The sequence below is a fragment of the Microcoleus sp. PH2017_08_TRC_O_A genome, from assembly GCF_020738665.1.
Taxonomy (GTDB): domain Bacteria; phylum Cyanobacteriota; class Cyanobacteriia; order Cyanobacteriales; family Microcoleaceae; genus Microcoleus.
Genome location: NZ_JAEQCE010000003.1, coordinates 38856 through 57880, shown reverse-complemented (window position 1 = coordinate 57880; position 19025 = coordinate 38856). Strand labels below are relative to the sequence as shown.

Sequence of the window (19025 nt, the reverse complement as noted above, 5' to 3'; positions counted from 1 at the left end):
ATTTTTTTATCAAAGGGAAGGACTGGGAATCAAAAATGCCCTGTTTGGCCGATGCCCTGTTTGGCCGATGCCCTGTTTGGCCGATGCCCTGTTTGGCCGATGCCCTGTTTGCCCAATGCCCAATTTTTTCCAGATTTGATGTACGATCGCTACCAAGTTTTGTATCGGTCGAATTTCCCATGTCCCAAAACCTGACAGCAAGCTGGAATAAAGCCCGCGAAGTTCCGAGTTTACTCCTCGGCTGGAGTTTGTGCGGTTTATTGGCACTGGGCGCGATCGCCTCTACTCCTGCTAATGCACAGCTACCAACATCTGAACCAGGCAATAATAACAGCCCGATCGCCCAAACAGGTGCGATCGTCCGCCCCGCGCTCAAAATCGGCAGTCGCGGCTCAGATGTTACCGAACTCCAAGCTGCTCTTAAATTATTGGGATTTTATAACGGCGAGGTAGACGGGATTTTCTCGCAAAGCACCGCTAAAGCTGTGTCTCAGTTTCAGGAAGCAGCAGGCATCGCCCCAGACGGCATAGTCGGTAAAGATACTTGGAACCGGCTGTTTCCAGCGACTCCAGAGGCTAGCGTTGAAAAGCCGATCGCCAACGCTCCTGCAACCCCCGAAAACTCGGAGATTAGCCCTCAACCGCAGCCCACCAATTTTCCTGTTTTGAGAAGACGAATGCGGGGGCCGGCAGTCAGAGAGTTGCAAGAGCGACTGAGGGCCAAGGGATTTTTGCGCGCGAGTGCTGACGGCGTGTTCGGGCGCGAAACTGAAGTTGCTGTCAAGGCTGCTCAACGAAAATATCAACTACCAGCAGACGGCATTGTCGGCCGCGCTACTTGGGAAGCCCTGCTGCGTTGAGAGCAAACAAATCTTGCCGGATATGCACATTGGGAGATCTGGCGATCGTACAAATTGTTAATAATTGCTTTGGGAATTATTTCGGCGCATCAAAAACTGTCAACTTTAGTAAACAAAGTATTCTTAGGCGGGGAGTTGGTGTTAGTTTAAATACATGAGGGGCAGAAACCAAGCAGCACAAAAAACTTGGATAAAAAATTTGAATTAGAGAGTTTGTCCCGCTCGGCTCTAGTTCGCAGGCAACGCCTGAATCGTGTAGTTTATTAGCAGATAAAAGAAAGGTTGATATTGCGCTCGGAATTTGTGAAATAGCTTGAGGCGATTTGAGAAATCGACAGTTATCAAGTTAAAATTGCGATCGCACAATCAAACACAGAAGTCTGAATAGGCTCCGCTAATAGCTAGCTCCCTCGCAGAGCAGTTGCCAAAAAGTTCACCTTAGTAGTAGTTGTTTGCTGAATTTCAGCAGAGCTAAAAACCCACTTGAATCAATTTAACTCACAAATGTTTTAGGGTCTGGCATCCGATATGCTAGGCCCTAAAATAGTTGACAGTTGACAGTTGACAGTTGACAGTTGGTAGTGGACAGTTGACAAACTAATAGACCTCTTGCAAAAGTTCTTTTAATAAAATTTTGGAACGGGCAAGATGCCCGTTTCACAAGAAAAAACATTTTTTTTGGAACGGGCATCTTGCCCGTCCTAGTTATTTTTGGAAGATATCAACTGACAACTGACAACTGTCAACTGTCAACTGTCATTTGATATCTTCGATCCGAGCATTCAAGCCATTAGCGGTGAGAATTTGTAGCAATTCTTCAGCTTTTTCGCGTTCTTGAAAAACACCAGCTTGAATCACCGATCGCCCGTTGGTAAAAGTCCGAAAAGCATCGGGAACCAAAGATAGCATTTTTTGTCGATCGCCCGAACTCTCGGCATCCACCACAACTCGATACCGGAAACCTAAAGCAGAAGCTCGATCGACTGACGGCGAATTTTCGGAATCGGGCAGAGAATTCCCCCCTAAACCAGCGGGTACGTAGCCACCCCTTCCTAGAGGAATGTTGCGGCCCGGAACCGGCAATTTACCCTCGGAAGTAATCGCACTCGAACTATCAAAATTGGGCGGAATCATTGGTTGTTGTACCGAACTTTCTCGAACGGATCTAGCATCTGGATCGGGTACAGGAATTGCGATCGCCCCTGTTCCTTCAGCAGCAGCATCGGCGTTTCTCGGAGGAAGCAGAGGCCGCAACTGAGTGCTGGCGGGTGCCGGTCGCCTGGAAACTGGCGCTGGTGGCGCAATTGGCGCTCTTTCAACCCTGGGAGTTAATCGCCCGGGAGTGTAAGCAGGGAGAGAAGTTTCTGGGCCGCCGATACTCGAAGGTCGATCGACCCTTAGCTGCAAAGCAGTTCCCGCAATGGGTGGAGGCGGGCTAAAAGTTCCCGCCACATCAACCGATCCCGTTGTCCGATTGCTCAACAATTGATTGCCGTAAGCGGGGATTACTTGACCTTTCGCCGCATTGTTTATATCGTACTGGCCGTTATTGCGAATCACATTCCCCCCCGGTTCCGCCGAAGTTCCCAAATCTGGCAGAGCTCTGGATATCGCCACAATTCCATCTCGGCGATTGCTTTCGATATAATTGTTGCGAAGTATCGGTCTGGCATCAGCTTGCACCACCACGCCGTCTTTATTCCGAGTAATTTTGTTGCCGATTAACAAAGGCGAAGCGTTCTGGGCGACATTCACCCCAAATCCGGTGTCTTCAAACACATTATCTCGAACTTCCGGGCGAGACTCCCCAAAAATCGTAATCCCGTTAGCTCCATTTTTCGAGAAAAAATTCCCGCCAATCGTCGGCCTTCCAGTACCAACTACCGAAATGCCGTCGTGAGTGCTACCTGAAAAAGTATTGTTAACAACCGTCGGAGAACTCGATTCGATCCACAAAGCGTAACCGCGATAGTTGGTATTTGTTACCGTCACCCCGCTGAGTCCTGCCCCGTCTGCGCCTAAAATCGCGATATTTTGACCAGCCGAAGTCGGACTGATAAACTCTCCTCCGCCTTTGATGACAATATTTTGGCCGCGAGTGTTGGGATTTCCTTGAACAGTCACGCTGGGCCTGAGCATTAATGGAAATTTTTCGCCGCTTTGAGCGCTGTAAGTACCGGGCGCTAGTAAAATCGCGGTTTTCGGCGGGGCGACGCTGAGGGCGTAGGTGAGGGTTTTGAACGGCGCTCCATCGCTGCCATTACCTGCTGTGTCGCTGCCACCGCTGGAACTCACGTAGAGTATGTTAATGTCGCTGTCTGGCGCTTGGGAAAGTAGCTGCACGGAGCCAGTCTCGACAGCGATCGCCGAGGATTGAGGGTGGCAAAAAGCCGTGCTGGCAAAGACGAGGAGCAGGCAAGAACTTAAACTCTTGCTTGGCAATCGACTTTTTTTGCACTTGCTCTGTTTGGAATTTAGGATCATAAAAAAACACAATTTATCTTTGAGCCAAATTTCGCATCCCGTGTTTCGTGTCGGGTTTGCGCGATCGCAGTTTAATGTCACCCACCTGCTGGGGTTTTCTGCTGTTAATCTTTTGTTTTGTCCTGCTAACCTAACGGCTTTCCTCCGAAGTGTGGTATGCAGCTTCACGATTCCACTCTGATCAAGTTTGCTCTATTATGCTTTGTTTTCTTGAAATGCCATAAAACTTAAAAATTTGTCAAATTTAGATCGGTTGATGGCAGAATTAGGTCGATCGCCTTCACCACAATCTTGAGGGCATGGGAGAATGTAGCAGTTTGACCGCTAGCACTTAGTTTAATCAAGGTGGTTCTGATTGACATCCTCCCCGCCTTCTTAACGGCGAGGATTCCTAAGCATCACTACTTAGGTTTCTGCTTCTTCCCTTTGAGGGGTTTCGCACCAGCCTTAACAGATTTACTCTGTTCGGGTCTGACGGTCGCTCCACAGACTGATACGGCAAGTCCTGCCGCCAAAATGTTTTTTGCCGCATTGATATCTCGATCGTGGTGCGTTTTACACTGAGGGCAATCCCACTCCCTGATATTCAACGGCAGATTTTCAACGATGTGACCGCAATTGCCACACCGTTTTGAACTCGGAAACCATCTGTCAATCTTGATTAAAGTACGACCGTACCAATCGCACTTGTATTCAAGTTGCCTGACCAATTCACCCCAACTTGCATCGCTTATAGCTAGGGCTAGTTTCCGGTTCTTGACCATATTCTTCACAGCTAAATTCTCGACGGCGATGGTTTGGTTCTCGCGCACCAACCGCGTTGTTAACTTGTGAAGGTTATCTTTTCTTGCATCGGCGATTTCTTGATGCACTCTCGCTACTTTAATCCGTGCTTTGTCTCGGTTGTTTGACCCTTTGAGCTTTCGGTTTAAAGCTTTATGCGCTCTTCTCAACTTGCGATATTTTACCTTGAATCCTTTGGGATTGGCAATCTTTTCGCCCGTACTAAGAGCAAGTAAACTTGTAATGCCCAAGTCAATACCAACTTGATTGCCTGAAGGAGGTAACGCCTCAATCTCAACATCCACCAATAGAGAAACCGACCACCTGCCAGACGGGGAAAGCTTTACGGTGATAGTTGATGGTGTCGCACTCGTCGGCAATGTTCGGCTCCAGCGAATAGGCAATGCTTGCGCGCATTTTGCTAAATAGACTTGTCCATTCTTGAACTTAAATGCCGACTTGGTGAACTCTGCACTACCACCGTTTCGTTTTTTTTTAAGTTAGGATACTTTGCCCGCCCATCAAAAAAGTTAGTGTAAGCAGTTTGTAAGTGACGCAAACACTGCTGTAACGGTACGCAACTAACTTCGTTGAGAAAATCTAGTTCTTCAGTTTTCTTCCATTCTGTTAGCATACTAGAAGTCTCAGCATACCCTACTCGTTTTTGGTCTTTGTACCATGCCTCGGTTCTTACAGCCAAGGCACGGTTATATACTAAACGAGCGCAACCCATTGTCCGTCGCAACAAACTTTCTTGTTCCGGCGTTGGGTAGAATCGATAGCTGAAGGCTTTTAGTGTCATATTTACAGTCTAGCATTTCGATTGTGATATTACGCTAGACTCAATGTAAAATCTTTGTAAAGCCGTCGTAGAACGACGGGGTTTCTACCAATTTTTCTGAATGACCGAGAAACAAAACAGAACTTTACCGGCACAGCCAGCCCTCTGCCGGATTTTAGATGCAAATCTAGATCGATCGCGCGAAGGGTTGAGAATTATTGAAGAATGGTGCAGGTTTGGTCTCAACAGCGCCGATTTAGCCCTCGTGTGCAAGCAATTGCGCCAGGAATTGGCTTTTTGGCACACCCCAGAATTACGCAGCGCTAGGGATACGCCGGCAGATCCGGGTACGGAGTTGACTCACCCGCAGGAAGAACAGCGTGGCAGCATTCAGCAGCTACTGGCGGCGAATTTTTGTCGGGTGGAGGAAGCTTTGCGGGTACTGGAAGAGTACGGTAAAGTTTACGATCCGAATATGGGCAAGGCTTTTAAGCAGATGCGCTATCGAGTGTATACTCTCGAAAGTGATTTGCTGGCTTACCGGCGCTACCAACAGTTACTTCGATCGCAGTTATACCTTGTAACCTCCCCCAAATACAACTTTTTAACAATCGTGGAAGCTGCTTTGCAAGGCGGAGTGACGTTGGTGCAGTACCGCGACAAAGCCTCAGACGACGGGGTAAAGCTGGCGAATGTGCGGCAGCTTTGCGAACTTTGTCACCGCTACGATGCTTTGTTGATTGTGAACGATCGCGTGGATTTGGCGATCGCCGCGGATGCTGACGGCGTACACTTAGGACAGCAAGATTTGTCTGTAGCGGAAGCGCGCAAGTTGCTCGGCCCGGGACGGATCATCGGTAGTTCCACGACGAATGGCGAAGAAATGCAGCGAGCGATTGATGCGGGAGCAGATTATATTGGAGTTGGGCCAGTGTACGAAACTCCAACGAAGGCAAACAAGCCGGCGACGGGTTTGGACTACGTGCGGTATGCTGCTAGTAAGTCGCCTGTTCCTTGGTTTGCGATCGGCGGAATAGACATCAACAACCTCGATGAAGTATTGAATGCCGGAGCTCAAAGAGTTGCCACAGTGCGATCGATTATGGATGCAGAACAGCCTACTTTAGTCACGCAATTTTTCATCTCGCAGTTGATTCGGATGCAGAATTTGAAAGCTCAGAAAGCTTTGCAGGCGACAACCTAGGTTGATTGGCGATTTATCGGGCGGGTTTCGTGCACGAATTCTGTGGATAAAATATAATTTTTGTACAAAACCCGCCCTGAAACTGATAATATTTGAGTGATGACAAATCAAATTGCGCTGCAAGTTAACGGAGAAAATCGCAATTGTGCGATCGACACACCATTACCAAAATTACTAGAACAACTAGGATTAAACCCGCGCTTAGTAGCTGTAGAGTACAACGGCGAAATCCTGCACAAACAATTTTGGGAAACCACACAGATAAAAGAGGGCGACATCCTAGAAGTTGTGACAATCGTCGGAGGAGGCTAACAGGTACGTAGTTGGGCTTCAGCCCTCTTAAGGTACGTAGTTGGGCTTCAGCCCTCTTAAGGTACGTAGTTGGGCTTCAGCCCTCTTCCAGGTACGTAGTTGGGCTTCAGCCCTCTTCCAGGTACGTTGTTGGGCTTCAGCCCTCTTCCAGGTACGTTGTTGGGCTTCAGCCCTCTTCCAGGTACGTTGTTGGGCTTCAGCCCTCTTTCGACTTGTAAAAAAAGCAAATTACTAGCCTAACAACCCCATTTCTGGCTACGTACCTGAATTTGGAGGGCTAAAGCCCAACAACGTACTTAATTTGGAGGGCTAAAGCCCAACAACGTACTTAATTTGGAGGGCTAAAGCCCAACAACGTACTTAATTTGGAGGGCTATATATGAATTCCCAGGCAAAACCCAGGAAGGCATAGAATTAAACCGCGACAGCTTCAGGTGCAACCACAGGATAAATGCTCACTTTCTTGCGAGTCTTACCCTTTCTTTCAAAAGTCACCACACCATCAACCAAAGCAAACAAAGTATCATCTCTGCCGATACCAACATTATTACCAGGGTGAACCTTAGTGCCGCGTTGACGAATCAAAATGTTGCCAGCTTTGACAACTTGACCGCCGTACTTTTTGACACCCAGACGCTGGGAATTAGAATCGCGTCCGTTACGTGTACTGCCTGTACCTTTCTTGTGGGCCATAATGTCCTCAACTTTATTTACTATTGTTTATTCTGATTCAATTTCGCCGGTTTGGGGAGTTTCAACAACTGCTTGAGTCAAATCTCTCGCTGCCAAAACAACACCATTGACTGTAATAGAGTCAATCATAAAACGAGTTGTTTCTTGACGGTGGCCTTTTTTCTTCCGAGTTTTCTTTTTCGGCTTCATCTTGTAGACGAGGACTTTGCGGCCCCGGAAATGCCGCAGCACAGTTCCTTCTACAGTGGCATTTTCTACTAGAGGCTGGCCGATGTGAACATCGTCTTCGTGCTGGATCAGAAATACTTTGTCGATCGTGACTTTGGATTCAGCTTCGACGTGAAGCAGTTCGATGTCGTAGAAGCGGCCTGGTTCTACCCGAAATTGTTTGCCGCCGGTTTCAATGATTGCGTAAGTCATGGGATGGTTGTTGAGATTGCCGTACAGGTAGCTGAGTAGTCAGTTGACAGTTGACAGTTGACAGTTGACAGTTGACAGTTGTCAATTGTTAATAACTTTTGGCTGTGGACTGCTCTCCAGCTTTTGGAATGTCTTAACCTGATCCGAGCCGGATTTAGACAGACAATCTACAATTATTGCTGATTCGGGTATTTTTGTCAAGTTAAAACGCACTTGATATTTTCTGATTTGGGACTTACGCATCAAAACCAAAGAAACCGGGTTTTTTCGGAGATCCTTCGTTACAGCCGACATCAAGGGCAAAAACCCGGTTTCTGACCACCTGTGCATAAGTCCTATTTTATTTATTTACGGAATGTTTAGAGAGTTGAATGTAGAATTTCTCAGACTCTCTATTCTAAAGCGCGGCGGGTAAAAATGGCAAATCGCATATTTAAACTCTTAACTACTGATATTAAAGAACTGTGTTCCGCCGAAGCAGCCGAGGGAATCGGAGAAGCAGGAAAAGCAGCCGCAGAATTGGCGAAAATGTTCAAAGAACAAGGGCTAGATAATAGCAATTTGCTGCTAGAAGTTTTGAACTCTCCCTTAGCTCAAGTTGTGGGAACTGGATTGCCATTTGTCGGGATGGCGGCGAAACTGCTAGTATTTTTCATGGAAAAAACTCAAGAGCAGCCGACTTTAGCTGAGTGCATTTTCCTCGTCAGTCAGGCGGCTTATCTCGAAAGTTTTAAGGGATTTATTGAACAAGACGCAAGCTTGTTAAATCGCATCGGGCAAACTCCAGTTTCTGATAAAGTCAAACAGTTGCTTAAGAAACTGGCGGATTTGGAATTGAGCGATAAAGCAGCTAAAGAAACTGTGATTTGCTTCCGCGATTCGATGTTAGCTCAGGAATTTAACGCAGTGCTGTCACAGCGGCTGGAACAAGCCGGACTAGAAGGCAGTCAAGCTAAGATTTTGACAAAGAGAGTTGCTGCTAATACTCACCGTTATTTAATCGAAGCTTGGGCAGTTTCCGGCGATGCTATGAAACATCTCGGACAGCCTTCTTTCAGCGAATGGCGGGAGGAACAGCAGAAATATCACAGCATTGATAAATACCTGGAAGATCAGGTTGCTGATAAACCAAAAGAAAAAGTATTTGCTGAAGAGTTTACATTTAAAGATATCTACGTGCCGCTGAAGGCAAAGCCAATTGATAAAAATGGCGATCCTATTGAATATGCAGAAGCTTTCAATTTAGAAACTTGGGCTAAGCAATTGCTTGAGGATAAGGATAAACAAAATTTAGTGATGTTTGTCGAAGCTGGACCGGGACGAGGTAAAAGTGTTTTTTGTCGGATGTTTTCTGACTGGGTGCGGCAACATTTGCATCCAGTTTGGACGCCAGTGTTAATTCGATTGCGAGATATTCCCACATTGCAAAAGAGTTTTCGAGAAACCCTAAAAGATGCAGTTAATGCTGGTTTTGCTAGTGATGACGGCTGGTTGATGGATCGAAACACGCGATATTTTTTTTTCTTGGATGGCTTTGACGAGTTGCTGATGGAAGGGAGAAGCAGCGGCGGTTTAGAGCAATTTCTCAAGCAAGTAGGACAATTTCAACGGGATTGTGAGCAGAGTTCGGAAATGGGACACCGGGTTTTGATTACTGGCAGAACTTTAGCTTTGCAAGGGATTGAAAGGCAAATGCCAGACAACTTGGAGCGAGTCCAAATTCAGGTGATGAATGACGAACTTCAGCAACAGTGGTTGAGCAAGTGGGAAGCCCAATTTGGGGCAGAAAATACCTCAGCTTTTCAGCAGTTTTTGCAAGACGAATGCTGTCCAGAACAGGTAAAATCAGACTTGGCGCGAGAACCGCTATTGCTTTATCTGTTAGCCGCGATGCACCGGGACGGAAGGTTAAAAGTTGAGGATTTTAAAGGAACGGACAGCACTCAAGCAAAAATTTTGATTTACAACCAAGCTGTGAATTGGGTACTCACGGAACAGCGCTCTAAATGGCTCAATCGCAATTTGACAGAATTGGAAACAGAGGATTTGCGGCGCATCCTGACAGAAGCAGGGTTGTGCGTGGTGCAGTCGGGAGTGGAATCCGCTCATGTAGCGATGATTGAGGAACGATTGAAATCAGACAACTCGGTTAAAACTTTACTTGAAGAAGCACAAAAACAGATTGGCGATAATCCCCTGAGAAATGCTTTGGCGGTTTTTTATCTTCAGCAAGGCAGTAAAGACGGTTCTGTGGAGTTTGTACACAAGAGTTTTGGTGAATTTCTGTGTGCAGAACGATTGAAAGAAAGTCTGGAAGAGTGGACGGAACCGGGAAAGAAAGGTAGAGGATTTAATACTAAAGACTCTGATATGGACTGGGAGATTTATGATTTGTTGGGTTATGGAGCGCTGACGGAAGAGATTGTGGAATATTTGATGGGGTTGCTAACAACTCCGGCTGTTGCAGGGGAGGAAAGTCCGTTTCGCCCTGTGGAGTTATTCGAGCGTTTGGAAGATTTTTATCTGCGGTGGTGCGAGGGGGAATTTAGTGATGCGCCGCCGGAAAGTTTGCCTCAGAAGAAAATGCGCTTACTGCGAGAGCAATTGAAAACCCAAGATTTAGGACAACGACAAATAGATGTTTATGCTGGTTTGAATGTGATGATTTTGCTCTTTGAGTTGCACCGTTACGGTCAGGAGAAAGATGAATTAAAAGGCAAAATGGTGTTTTATCCTTGCGCTAAACTGAATGCTGAAGGTAAACTTGACGATGCAAGTCGGTTGTTTCGTATCATTGGTTATAGCTATTGTGTTGGGGATTTTGGTTTTTTCCAAACAGTTGGAAGATTCCTCAGTGGCGCAAACCTCAGCGGCGCAAACCTCAGTGGCGCAAACCTCAGCGGCGCAAACCTCAGCCGCGCAAACCTCAGCGGTGCAGACCTCAGCGGTGCAAACCTCAGCCGCGCAAACCTCAGCGGTGCAGACCTCAGCGGTGCAAACCTCAGCCGCGCAAACCTCAGTGGCACAAAGCTCGGCAACGCAGACCTCAGCCGCGCAAAGCTCAGTGGTGCAGACCTCAGCGGTGCAAACCTCAGTCGCGCATATCTCAGCCACGCATACCTCATTGGCGTAAACCTCAGTCGCGCAATCCTCAGTGGTGCAAACCTCATCGACACAATCCTCAGTGGCGCAAACCTCAGCTGCACAATCCTCAGCGATCGCACTTTTGGAGATATCCAATGGGATGAAAATACCAAGTGGGAGAATATTCGAGGTTTAGATATAACCGTTAATGTGCCAGAAGGGTTAAAGCAACAGCTAGGAATGCAGTAGAAACATTTTTCAAGGCTTGGCGGATCATTTTTATGAACAGGCAAGATGCCTGTTCCACAAAGAGTGGATTTTCTTGTAGGGTGGGCATCTTGCCCGCCCCTAAAAGGCTTATTGATATACGAAGATCGATCGCACTTAATTCTATCCAAAAGCGCGATCTACCCAAAAGCGCGATCGCACTTAACTCAAGCCACAGCAGCAGAACAGTTATTCGATCGCAATAATTCCAAAGCCTGCTGTCTTACCCTACCTTCCATCACCTCAGTTTGCAAGGTAATAAAAGCCTCAAAATCTTCTAAACCGTACTTAGTCATCTGCAACTGCTGGCGCAACAGTTCCTCGGCCTCAACCGTTAAATAACCCGTTTCCAAAGCTTTTCGGACAATTGTACTGATTAAACTCATAGTAATTTCACCCTGAAGACACGCACGTTATAAACAATGGAGTTTTATCACTTGACCAACTCTACATTGAGTTTGTTTCAAAATTACCTTGAAATACGGTTAAATCTACCTTAAGGCGTACTTGAGGGTAGTAGCTTTTGATACACACAACTCTAGGAATTTTAACTTTAGACCGGATAAAACAAGTATATTTACTTGGTATTTAACAACAGTCGCCATTCTCTGACACCAAAAGGAGGAACCAGCAACCCAGTTTCTTTTTCACCTTTCACAGGCAAACTCAACCTTAAAGGTTGATTGCTTTCCAGTTGTATAATTATTGATTTAAAATCATATTCTCCGACATTGATCGGCAAATCCGACTCGCTCCAAATATCCTTGGCTTTACCAATTTTGCGATCGCCCGCAGCAACAGTTAGCGCTACAGGATGCTGCAATTCTGTTCCGGGAAATCCTACTAATCTCAGGTTAAAGGAGTTTACCAATCCCGACTGTACTCGCTTATACAAAACCACTTGCCATGCTCTATCATGAGTGTCGCGCAGGCTTTGTACGGAGCGGAACATTACTCTGTCTGCTCTTTCTGGATATTTGTGAATTGAGGCGAAGGCGGGCGGGCTAATAGCTAGGATTAGATACAAGCACAAGCTAATAATAGTTATAATCTGGCGCCAAAAATCATTTTTTTTCATATTTAATACTTCCAACGAAGGTTCGGTTCGTAGTGAGGACTTTAGTCCTTCTTATTTCCAATCAGTTTCGGCTTGAGATAACACGTAGGCGGAAACATCAATAATTTGTTGTTCCGACAAACGATCTTTGTAAGCGGGCATAATGCCTTTACCGTTGGTTACTAAATTTGAAATATTGGCGATTGAATCCATGCCGTATTTTTTTAAGGCTTTTTGTTTCAAGTTTTTGCCGCGCCTGATAATGTTGCTACCGTTGATGTGACAGCCTGCACAGTTGGTGCTGAAGACTTCGGGGGCGGTTGCGGTTGGCGGAGTTGTCGCTGTATCTGCGATCGCACTTTGGGAATTAGTGGCAATTTCTGCAAATGCCAGTGTCAGTATTAATAGGATGAGGGTGAGAATTTTTTTTAAGTTATTTGGCGAAATCATTTATTTGCAATTTTCTAATTACTGCTAGATTTGATGATAGCACTAAATCCATAACCGGAACAGGCAAGATGCCTGTTCCACAAAGAGTTAATTTTTATTCTATTTGTGGGTAGGGCTTCTAGCCCGCCCGAAAGGCTATATATTCATTCTTCCCAGTCGAAGGTGCGGGTAACTGCTTTTTTCCAAAACCGATATTTTTGCTCCCGAAGTGCGATCGACATTTGGGGTTCCCAAATACAATCCACCGCCCAATTATCCCGCAATTCGGCTAGTTTGCTCCAAAAACCCACCGCCAAACCAGCCGCATAAGCCGCACCCAGGGCAGTAGTTTCCGCTACCACAGGCCGCACCACGGGCACTCCCAAAACATCGCTCTGAAACTGCATTAGCGTGTGATTTCCCACCATTCCACCGTCTACTTTTAAAGATAAAAGCTGCACCCCAGAATCCTGATTCATCGCATCCAATACTTCCCGCGTTTGCCAAGCTGTCGCTTCCAATACTGCGCGCGCAATATGTGCCTTAGTTGCGTAGCGAGTTAAACCTGCAATTACTCCCCGCGCGCTGTCTTGCCAATAGGGCGCGTAGAGTCCAGAAAATGCTGGTACAATGTAAACTCCGCCACTATCTTCGACGGTATTTGCTAATGTTTCTACTTCCGCAGATGTGTTGATGATGCCCAAGTTGTCGCGCAGCCACTGGACTAATGCTCCGGCGATCGCAATACTGCCTTCTAAAGCATACACAGCGGGCGATTCTCCCATCTTGTAGGCGACTGTTGTCAGCAATCCGTGGTTTGAAGGGACGATCGCCTCACCAGTATTCAGCAGCATAAAACAGCCCGTACCGTAGGTATTTTTCGCCTCCCCAACACTGAAACAAGTTTGCCCAACCAAAGCTGCCTGCTGATCTCCCAAAGCAGCAGCAATTGGAACATTATCTAACAATCCTTTTGCAGTGCCAAAAACGTGACTCGAAGGGCGAATTTCCGGCAACATCCGGCGGGGAATTCCCATGATTTCCAAAGTTTCCGCATCCCAATCGAGGGTTTGCAAATCCATCAGCATTGTGCGGCTGGCGTTGGTAACATCGGTAATGTGCGTGCCTCCTGTCATATGCCAAATTAGAAAAGAATCGACATTGCCAAAAATCGCATCACCTCGATTCGCCGCTTCCCGCAATCCAGCGATATTGTCCAGCATCCACTTAATTTTGGGGCCGCTGAAATAAGTTGCTAACGGTAAACCGCAGCGCGATCTAAATCGATCTTTGCCGTCAACTTCTGCTAAGCTAGTACAAATTTGGTGAGTGCGGGTATCTTGCCAAACAATCGCATTTCCGTAGGATTTTCCCGTATTCTTATCCCAAACAATAGCAGTCTCGCGCTGGTTGGTAATGCCGATAGCTGCAATATCTTTCGCATCGATATTACCGATTTCCAGGGTATTTTTAATTACGCTTTGGGTTCGCCGCCAAATTTCCTCGGGATTGTGTTCAACCCATCCCGGTTGTGGATAGATTTGCTGGTGTTCTTGTTGGTTGCTGCAAATTATCTGTCCCAGGCGATCGAATATGATAAATCTGGTGCTGGTGGTTCCTTGATCTATTGCTGCTACGTATTTTTGAGACAAGAGTTTAAAACCTTTTTAAGTAGAAGAGAGGGTTGACAGTTGACAGTTTAGGTACGTAGTTGTGCTTGGGCGCTCTTTATAATATTAGGCAAGAGTGCTAATATCGAAATTACGTGCCTTGCCCCAAACGCGAGCCGACCTTTGAGCGCTACTTTTGGTGGTTTTATATTTTATATATCCTATCTAATAATAAAACCACCCTACTTAATTAAAGTGGGAGCGAATTCAGGAGCAGCTTCATATAAAATTGATATTAGCGTTCGAGTCTTTAAAGTCTATGATAATATGTAAAAGTCAAATTAATGTCAAAATTTTTAGTTTAGGGAAGTCCCTGCTTTGAAACTAGCAGAATTGCTCAGACTCGATCGCACAATTAAGGTTATTGGCTTTGACGACGCTCCGTTTTCTCGTACCAGCAGTAGTTTGGTGTCGATCGCAGGCGTGGTCTGCGGGGGGACTAGATTTGAAGGAATGGTCTGGGGACAAGTCCTCCCAGACGGATTAGATGCCACCGACGTAATTTGTCAGCTACTGCTAGGAGGGAAATTTTTACCGCAATTGCATCTCGTTTTGCTTGATGGAATTGCTTTCGGCGGCTTCAATATTATTGACCTTCCCAAGTTAGCATCGCGGCTGCAAATTCCTTGCGTTGCTGTCATGCGCCGCCAACCAGATTTAGCTGCTGTTGAAAAAGCCCTCGGTCATTTCTCAGATTCGGAATACCGTTTAGAATTGTTGCGCCGCGCTGGCAAAATTTACGCTTTTGAACCTTTCTTTTTTCAAGTGTGCGGCGAACAACCGGAAGTAATTGCACTGGTACTCCAGCGTTTGACTGATACTGGTAAGGTTCCTGAAGCTTTGCGTTTGGCTCATTTGATTGGGGCGGCTGTGATTACTGGTGTTAGCGGTAGTTCGGCTTGAATTTATTATCGGCAATTTAATTTACCGCCATAAAAAAGGTTCGTAGTGAGGACTTTAGTCCGCATCATTTATTATAAAACAAAAAGGTTCGTAGTGAGGACTTTAGTCCGCATCATTTCTTAGAGGACAAAAAGGTTCGTAGTTAGGACTTTAGTCCGCATCATTTCTTAGGAATGAGAATTAAATAACTTACAATTTTAATTATTGTGGTATGGGCGTCCCGCCCGTCTATAAAGGACGGGCGGGACGCCCATACCACTTTTAAGAGTGTAAATTATTTAATTCGCGATCCTTAGAGGACTAAAGTCCTCACTACGAACCTATGGGGATACGGATTTAAGATTATTTAGCTTCCGACAATCTCGCCCTCAATTTCACCGAATTCGATTTTAATTCCCAAGGCCAAAGTTAGGGTACTTTCAGGTTCAATCATTTTCATGTCGCCTTGACTGTCTGTGGCCCACCAAGAGCGATCGCTCAAATTGATCAATCCCAAGGATAGCTCGTTTGGCGATCGAGAATTCACCAGCGCTACCACGCCGCTAGACGCCGTAGCCGTTAAACTCGGGATGTCAGAGGTGAATAGCTGAGTACCCGCAGTCAGAGGGATAACTCGACTTCCCAATGTCAGCAAAAATTGACCGTTGGCAAAAGCATTGGCTGGCGATGCTTGTGATAAAATAGTCGGCGTAACCCGAGCGGAAGTTGCAGTAGGCAAGTCAGAGTTTCCAACTGTAATTGTACAGTTACCGATTCTCTTTTGGTCGCCCGATCGCAAATAACTCACCGCCCCGCTATCAAAATTCTCGCAAACAATTTGACCCCCTTCCAATTGAAACCGCATCGCTAAAGGCGAAACATGAGGAATGTAGATAATAGACAAATTTTCATCGCTACCAAAAGTCACCGGTTCCGCACCAATAGTCAGAGTGCGATTGGTTCCGCTATCGTAACTAATTACCAGCCAAGCTTTGTTAAACAAAGTTTCGGCCACAACTAGCATAATTCCAATCCAAAAGCCGATCGCACCACAGCCAGCTAAACGGCCCGCCGTACCCGACAAAGTATAAGCAAACAGAATAAACAAACAACCGCCCAAAAGACCTCCCACACCGCCACCACCCGCGCCGCGCAGCATTCCTAAATTGGGAATGCGTTTAGAAAGTCCAAGTCCTAACAAACCGCCAGCTATTCCCCAGCAAATCACTCGCAATAGTTCATTTTCGCCGTCGCCAATCCCGCTAAAAATACCTTCAGCGATTGCTCCAGAAATAGCCCCCGCAATTACACCAAACAATCCGCCATTTTTTAAAGATTGTTTGATTTGGGGCTTGCCTTTGATATAGTAATAGTAGCCGAACATAATTGCAGTAGCAATTCCGCCGCCTACCAATCCAAACCAGCGAGATGTGGACAATACACTGTCAAAAACAGATGTTGAATCATTGAGATGGTGCATGAAAGGTTCAGTGATGAGATTGCCGGCGAAACCGCCGACAGCACCGCTAATCCCAAACTGCAAAGCTTTTTTTAGGGCTGATAGATTTCTTTTCACGGCGCACCTGGTTAAAAGTGAGAGTCGATCGATTTTGGATTTTAGATTTTGGATTTTAGATTTCACCGATGAGTCTGGAAAATTGCACCTTAATCTAAAATTTGGGTTGCTCCGCGTCCGAGTGTGGGAAACTTGTATCCGTTTTTGGACGAGAGTCAAATTTAGCTACAAGCTTAAAAGTCGCCATTTCCGATCGACACCTGTCACCCCTCAGTCTTCCGCACCTCTGTTTGACACAGAAGTTTTTTAGCCTCGCGCCGTCGCCTTCGGGACAAGCCGCTGAAGGTTCGATGGCTGTAATCCTTGCTGATATAAGATTTTAGCGATTTCTTGACTTTGAATTTTTAACGAATTAGACGCCACCGAGGGCCCAAAAATGAAAAGGAATGTTACAAACTATTACGGTAACACTCAGAATGTGAACATAATGCCTCAAAATACTTGCGAGAGGTAGTTGCGTTAGAGAAGCAATATCCTGACTAACTGCCGAACAGTCACTCGATCGCCACTTAAGGATCTGCTGCAATCTCGATCGTAGATTAAAGATCGCATCAATCATTTGTGGTATTCTAAGCGACAGGCTCAGTGCGGCCACAAAAAAACGCACCGGCGTGAAGAACGAGCGCCGTCAAACAGCGAAGGCAGACACCCGGTAACAACTTCAGCAGTTGCAGGCTGTGGAAAGTCCACCCTTCCCCGTCAAAGCTCCAGCCACCAGCGAAGCGAAAGGTACGGGATGAAAGCGCCCGAACGTCGCTAGTTCAACGCGGAGCAGTTCGCAATTGCAAAATATCCAGCGGGTACACACAAGATGAGTATCGTCACCAAATCAATCGTCAACGCAGACGCTGAAGCTCGTTACCTGAGCCCAGGCGAATTAGACCGCATCAAGAGCTTCGTCACCTCTGGTGAACGCCGCGTCCGCATCGCCCAAATTTTGAGCGAATCCCGCGAACGTATCGTCAAAACAGCCGGCGACCAACTTTTCCAAAAGCGCCCTGATGTTGTTTCTCCCGGCGGCAACGCTTACGGCGAAGAAATGACCGCAACTTGCTTGCGCGACTTGGATTACTACCTGCGTTTGATCACCTACGGAATCGTAGCTGGCGACATTACTCCGATCGAAGAAATCGGTATTGTCGGCGTCCGCGAAATGTACAACTCTCTCGGAACCCCGATTGCAGCAGTTGCCGAAGGCGTCCGCGCTATGAAAAATGCAGCTTCTTCGCTGCTCTCTGGAGAAGATGCTTCCGAAGCTTCCTCTTACTTCGACTACGTTATCGGTGCGATGCAGTAAAGAATTTAGGTTTTTGATTATAGATTTTTGATTGAACAATCGAGGGTTACTGATAACAAGCCAAAAGCTTTTGCAGATAATCAACTACTTGTAAATCTCAAATCCCCAATCCCAAATCTAAAATTCTAGCTCCAAAATTGGACTGACTCAGCCACTTTCTAGGAAACAAGACAACCATGCAAGACGCAATTACCGCCGTTATCAATACCTCTGACGTTCAAGGTAAATACCTGGACAGCAGCGCATTAGACAAGCTCAAGAACTACTTCGCTTCTGGTGAACTGCGCGTCCGCGCCGCTACCGCCATCAGCGCCAATGCAGCCACAATCGTCAAAGAAGCAGTTGCTAAGTCTCTGTTGTACTCTGACGTAACTCGTCCAGGCGGCAATATGTACACCACTCGTCGTTATGCAGCTTGCATTCGCGACTTGGACTACTACCTCCGCTACGCCACCTACGCCATGCTAGCTGGCGACCCTTCCATCCTTGACGAGCGCGTGCTCAACGGTTTGAAAGAAACCTACAACTCCTTGGGCGTGCCCATCGGTTCTACCGTACAAGCAATCCAAGCAATGAAAGAAGTCACCGCCGGTTTGGTCGGTTCTGACGCTGGTAAAGAAATGGGCGTCTATTTCGACTACATCTGCTCTGGCTTGAGCTAAATCTAAGGAAGAAGGAAGAAGGAAGAAGGAAGAAGGAAGAAGGAAGAAGGAAGAAGGAAGAAGGAAGAAGGAAGAAGATTTATTTCTTACCTCCTTTAACTCTTAACTTTTAACTTTTAACTTTTAACTTTTAACTTTTAACTTTGGACTTATTACCTTTAGCTTTGAAAGAAGTCAGGGAAATTGAGAGTGATTGCTAGACCGTCAAAGGCCAGTCGAGAACGCCCGACGAGTTTTAACGAGCTAGTTTTGACTCCTAACTCCCTGACTTCAATCTTTTTAAAATCCATCTAAAAATCTGTAAACCTACTCAGGAGTTTGTTTCCCATGAGAATGTTTAAAGTGACTGCTTGCGTCCCCAGCCAAACTCGCATCCGCACTCAGCGCGAATTGCAAAATACCTATTTTACTAAGCTCGTTCCCTATGACAACTGGTTCCGGGAACAGCAAAGAATTATGAAAATGGGCGGCAGAATTATTAAAGTGCAACTGGCTACCGGTAAGCCCGGAGCTAATACTGGCTTACTTTAAAATCCGAGAATGGATTGATAGAGGGGAAGAGGT

Annotated in this window: 18 protein-coding genes and 1 pseudogene; 8 read left to right on the top strand and 11 right to left on the bottom strand. The window is 46.3% G+C overall.

Features of this window, described 5'->3' with window-relative positions:
* Positions 1 to 35: 35 nt before the first annotated feature.
* Positions 36 to 860: a peptidoglycan-binding protein gene (locus JGK22_RS01535; RefSeq protein WP_293312200.1), complete on the top strand. Its 825-nt coding sequence runs from the start codon at positions 36 to 38 to the stop codon at positions 858 to 860.
* A gap of 756 nt (positions 861 to 1616) precedes the next feature.
* On the opposite strand, the gene JGK22_RS01530 is transcribed toward JGK22_RS01535, so the two are convergent.
* The 3 genes and pseudogenes from JGK22_RS01530 to JGK22_RS01520 form a co-directional block, all read right to left on the bottom strand.
* Positions 1617 to 3302: a DUF1565 domain-containing protein gene (locus tag JGK22_RS01530; RefSeq protein WP_293312198.1), complete on the bottom strand. Its 1686-nt coding sequence runs from the start codon at positions 3300 to 3302 to the stop codon at positions 1617 to 1619.
* Between the two features lie 269 nt (positions 3303 to 3571).
* Entirely contained in the window at positions 3572 to 3706 is a 135-nt protein-coding gene (locus JGK22_RS01525) for a hypothetical protein (RefSeq protein WP_293197830.1), read from the bottom strand.
* A gap of 39 nt (positions 3707 to 3745) precedes the next feature.
* A pseudogene (locus JGK22_RS01520) lies at positions 3746 to 4929 on the bottom strand (RNA-guided endonuclease TnpB family protein).
* A gap of 100 nt (positions 4930 to 5029) precedes the next feature.
* Here JGK22_RS01520 and JGK22_RS01515 point away from each other — a divergent pair.
* Positions 5030 to 6112, top strand: a complete 1083-nt coding sequence (locus JGK22_RS01515) for a thiamine phosphate synthase (protein WP_293175730.1) — start codon at positions 5030 to 5032, stop codon at positions 6110 to 6112.
* A gap of 99 nt (positions 6113 to 6211) precedes the next feature.
* Entirely contained in the window at positions 6212 to 6424 is a 213-nt protein-coding gene (thiS, locus tag JGK22_RS01510; protein WP_293204540.1) for a sulfur carrier protein ThiS, read from the top strand.
* A 56-nt stretch (positions 6425 to 6480) separates the two neighbouring features.
* On the opposite strand, the gene JGK22_RS01505 is transcribed toward thiS, so the two are convergent.
* The 3 genes from JGK22_RS01505 to rplU form a co-directional block, all read right to left on the bottom strand.
* Positions 6481 to 6651 carry a hypothetical protein gene (locus tag JGK22_RS01505; protein ID WP_293204538.1) on the bottom strand — a complete coding sequence of 57 codons (171 nt, stop codon included), beginning with the start codon at positions 6649 to 6651 and terminating at the stop codon, positions 6481 to 6483.
* Between the two features lie 187 nt (positions 6652 to 6838).
* Entirely contained in the window at positions 6839 to 7117 is a 279-nt protein-coding gene (rpmA, locus tag JGK22_RS01500) for a 50S ribosomal protein L27 (RefSeq protein ID WP_293144521.1), read from the bottom strand.
* Between the two features lie 27 nt (positions 7118 to 7144).
* A complete protein-coding gene (rplU, locus tag JGK22_RS01495; protein WP_293189767.1) occupies positions 7145 to 7537 on the bottom strand; it encodes a 50S ribosomal protein L21 in 393 nt (130 codons plus the stop codon).
* A 417-nt stretch (positions 7538 to 7954) separates the two neighbouring features.
* Between rplU and JGK22_RS01490 the strand changes: the two genes are divergently transcribed.
* Entirely contained in the window at positions 7955 to 10870 is a 2916-nt protein-coding gene (locus tag JGK22_RS01490; protein WP_293175724.1) for a pentapeptide repeat-containing protein, read from the top strand.
* A gap of 185 nt (positions 10871 to 11055) precedes the next feature.
* Here JGK22_RS01490 and JGK22_RS01485 read toward each other — a convergent pair whose 3' ends face one another.
* The 4 genes from JGK22_RS01485 to glpK form a co-directional block, all read right to left on the bottom strand.
* Positions 11056 to 11274 (bottom strand): hypothetical protein, encoded by a 219-nt coding sequence (locus JGK22_RS01485; protein ID WP_293175722.1) that lies wholly within the window; start codon positions 11272 to 11274, stop codon positions 11056 to 11058.
* A 191-nt stretch (positions 11275 to 11465) separates the two neighbouring features.
* Positions 11466 to 11966, bottom strand: a complete 501-nt coding sequence (locus JGK22_RS01480) for a DUF3122 domain-containing protein (RefSeq protein ID WP_293175719.1) — start codon at positions 11964 to 11966, stop codon at positions 11466 to 11468.
* Between the two features lie 51 nt (positions 11967 to 12017).
* Positions 12018 to 12395, bottom strand: coding sequence for a c-type cytochrome (locus JGK22_RS01475; RefSeq protein WP_293175717.1), 378 nt, complete (start codon positions 12393 to 12395; stop codon positions 12018 to 12020).
* A 143-nt stretch (positions 12396 to 12538) separates the two neighbouring features.
* Positions 12539 to 14026, bottom strand: coding sequence for a glycerol kinase GlpK (gene glpK / locus JGK22_RS01470; RefSeq protein ID WP_293312196.1), 1488 nt, complete (start codon positions 14024 to 14026; stop codon positions 12539 to 12541).
* 336 nt (positions 14027 to 14362) lie between these two features.
* On the opposite strand from glpK, the gene JGK22_RS01465 reads away from it, so the two are divergent.
* Entirely contained in the window at positions 14363 to 14947 is a 585-nt protein-coding gene (locus tag JGK22_RS01465; protein WP_293175713.1) for a DUF99 family protein, read from the top strand.
* 346 nt (positions 14948 to 15293) lie between these two features.
* Here the strand turns inward: JGK22_RS01465 and JGK22_RS01460 are convergent, their stop codons facing one another.
* A complete protein-coding gene (locus JGK22_RS01460) occupies positions 15294 to 16502 on the bottom strand; it encodes a hypothetical protein (protein WP_293276650.1) in 1209 nt (402 codons plus the stop codon).
* Between the two features lie 811 nt (positions 16503 to 17313).
* Here JGK22_RS01460 and apcA point away from each other — a divergent pair.
* The 3 genes from apcA (at position 17314) to JGK22_RS01445 (ending at position 18992) form a co-directional block, all read left to right on the top strand.
* Positions 17314 to 17799, top strand: coding sequence for an allophycocyanin subunit alpha (gene apcA / locus JGK22_RS01455; RefSeq protein ID WP_265234273.1), 486 nt, complete (start codon positions 17314 to 17316; stop codon positions 17797 to 17799).
* 176 nt (positions 17800 to 17975) lie between these two features.
* The gene (gene apcB / locus JGK22_RS01450) at positions 17976 to 18461 is read left to right on the top strand and encodes an allophycocyanin subunit beta (protein ID WP_293144548.1); all 486 of its coding nucleotides are present in this window, start codon (positions 17976 to 17978) and stop codon (positions 18459 to 18461) included.
* A gap of 327 nt (positions 18462 to 18788) precedes the next feature.
* The gene (locus JGK22_RS01445; protein ID WP_006634929.1) at positions 18789 to 18992 is read left to right on the top strand and encodes a phycobilisome linker polypeptide; all 204 of its coding nucleotides are present in this window, start codon (positions 18789 to 18791) and stop codon (positions 18990 to 18992) included.
* The last annotated feature ends 33 nt before the right edge of the window (positions 18993 to 19025 follow it).

What these genes read in the sequence shown, in the direction of transcription:
- apcA (WP_265234273.1), top strand. Translation starts at nt 17,314, where the DNA reads ATGAGTATCGTCACCAAATCAATCGTCAACGCAGACGCTGAAGCTCGT.
- JGK22_RS01515 (WP_293175730.1), top strand. Translation starts at nt 5,030, where the DNA reads ATGACCGAGAAACAAAACAGAACTTTACCGGCACAGCCAGCCCTCTGC.
- JGK22_RS01445 (WP_006634929.1), top strand. Translation starts at nt 18,789, where the DNA reads ATGAGAATGTTTAAAGTGACTGCTTGCGTCCCCAGCCAAACTCGCATC.
- JGK22_RS01475 (WP_293175717.1), bottom strand. Translation starts at nt 12,395, where the DNA reads ATGATTTCGCCAAATAACTTAAAAAAAATTCTCACCCTCATCCTATTA.
- apcB (WP_293144548.1), top strand. Translation starts at nt 17,976, where the DNA reads ATGCAAGACGCAATTACCGCCGTTATCAATACCTCTGACGTTCAAGGT.
- rplU (WP_293189767.1), bottom strand. Translation starts at nt 7,537, where the DNA reads ATGACTTACGCAATCATTGAAACCGGCGGCAAACAATTTCGGGTAGAA.
- JGK22_RS01535 (WP_293312200.1), top strand. Translation starts at nt 36, where the DNA reads ATGCCCTGTTTGGCCGATGCCCTGTTTGGCCGATGCCCTGTTTGGCCG.
- JGK22_RS01480 (WP_293175719.1), bottom strand. Translation starts at nt 11,966, where the DNA reads ATGAAAAAAAATGATTTTTGGCGCCAGATTATAACTATTATTAGCTTG.
- JGK22_RS01485 (WP_293175722.1), bottom strand. Translation starts at nt 11,274, where the DNA reads ATGAGTTTAATCAGTACAATTGTCCGAAAAGCTTTGGAAACGGGTTAT.
- rpmA (WP_293144521.1), bottom strand. Translation starts at nt 7,117, where the DNA reads ATGGCCCACAAGAAAGGTACAGGCAGTACACGTAACGGACGCGATTCT.
- JGK22_RS01490 (WP_293175724.1), top strand. Translation starts at nt 7,955, where the DNA reads ATGGCAAATCGCATATTTAAACTCTTAACTACTGATATTAAAGAACTG.
- JGK22_RS01525 (WP_293197830.1), bottom strand. Translation starts at nt 3,706, where the DNA reads ATGTCAATCAGAACCACCTTGATTAAACTAAGTGCTAGCGGTCAAACT.
- thiS (WP_293204540.1), top strand. Translation starts at nt 6,212, where the DNA reads ATGACAAATCAAATTGCGCTGCAAGTTAACGGAGAAAATCGCAATTGT.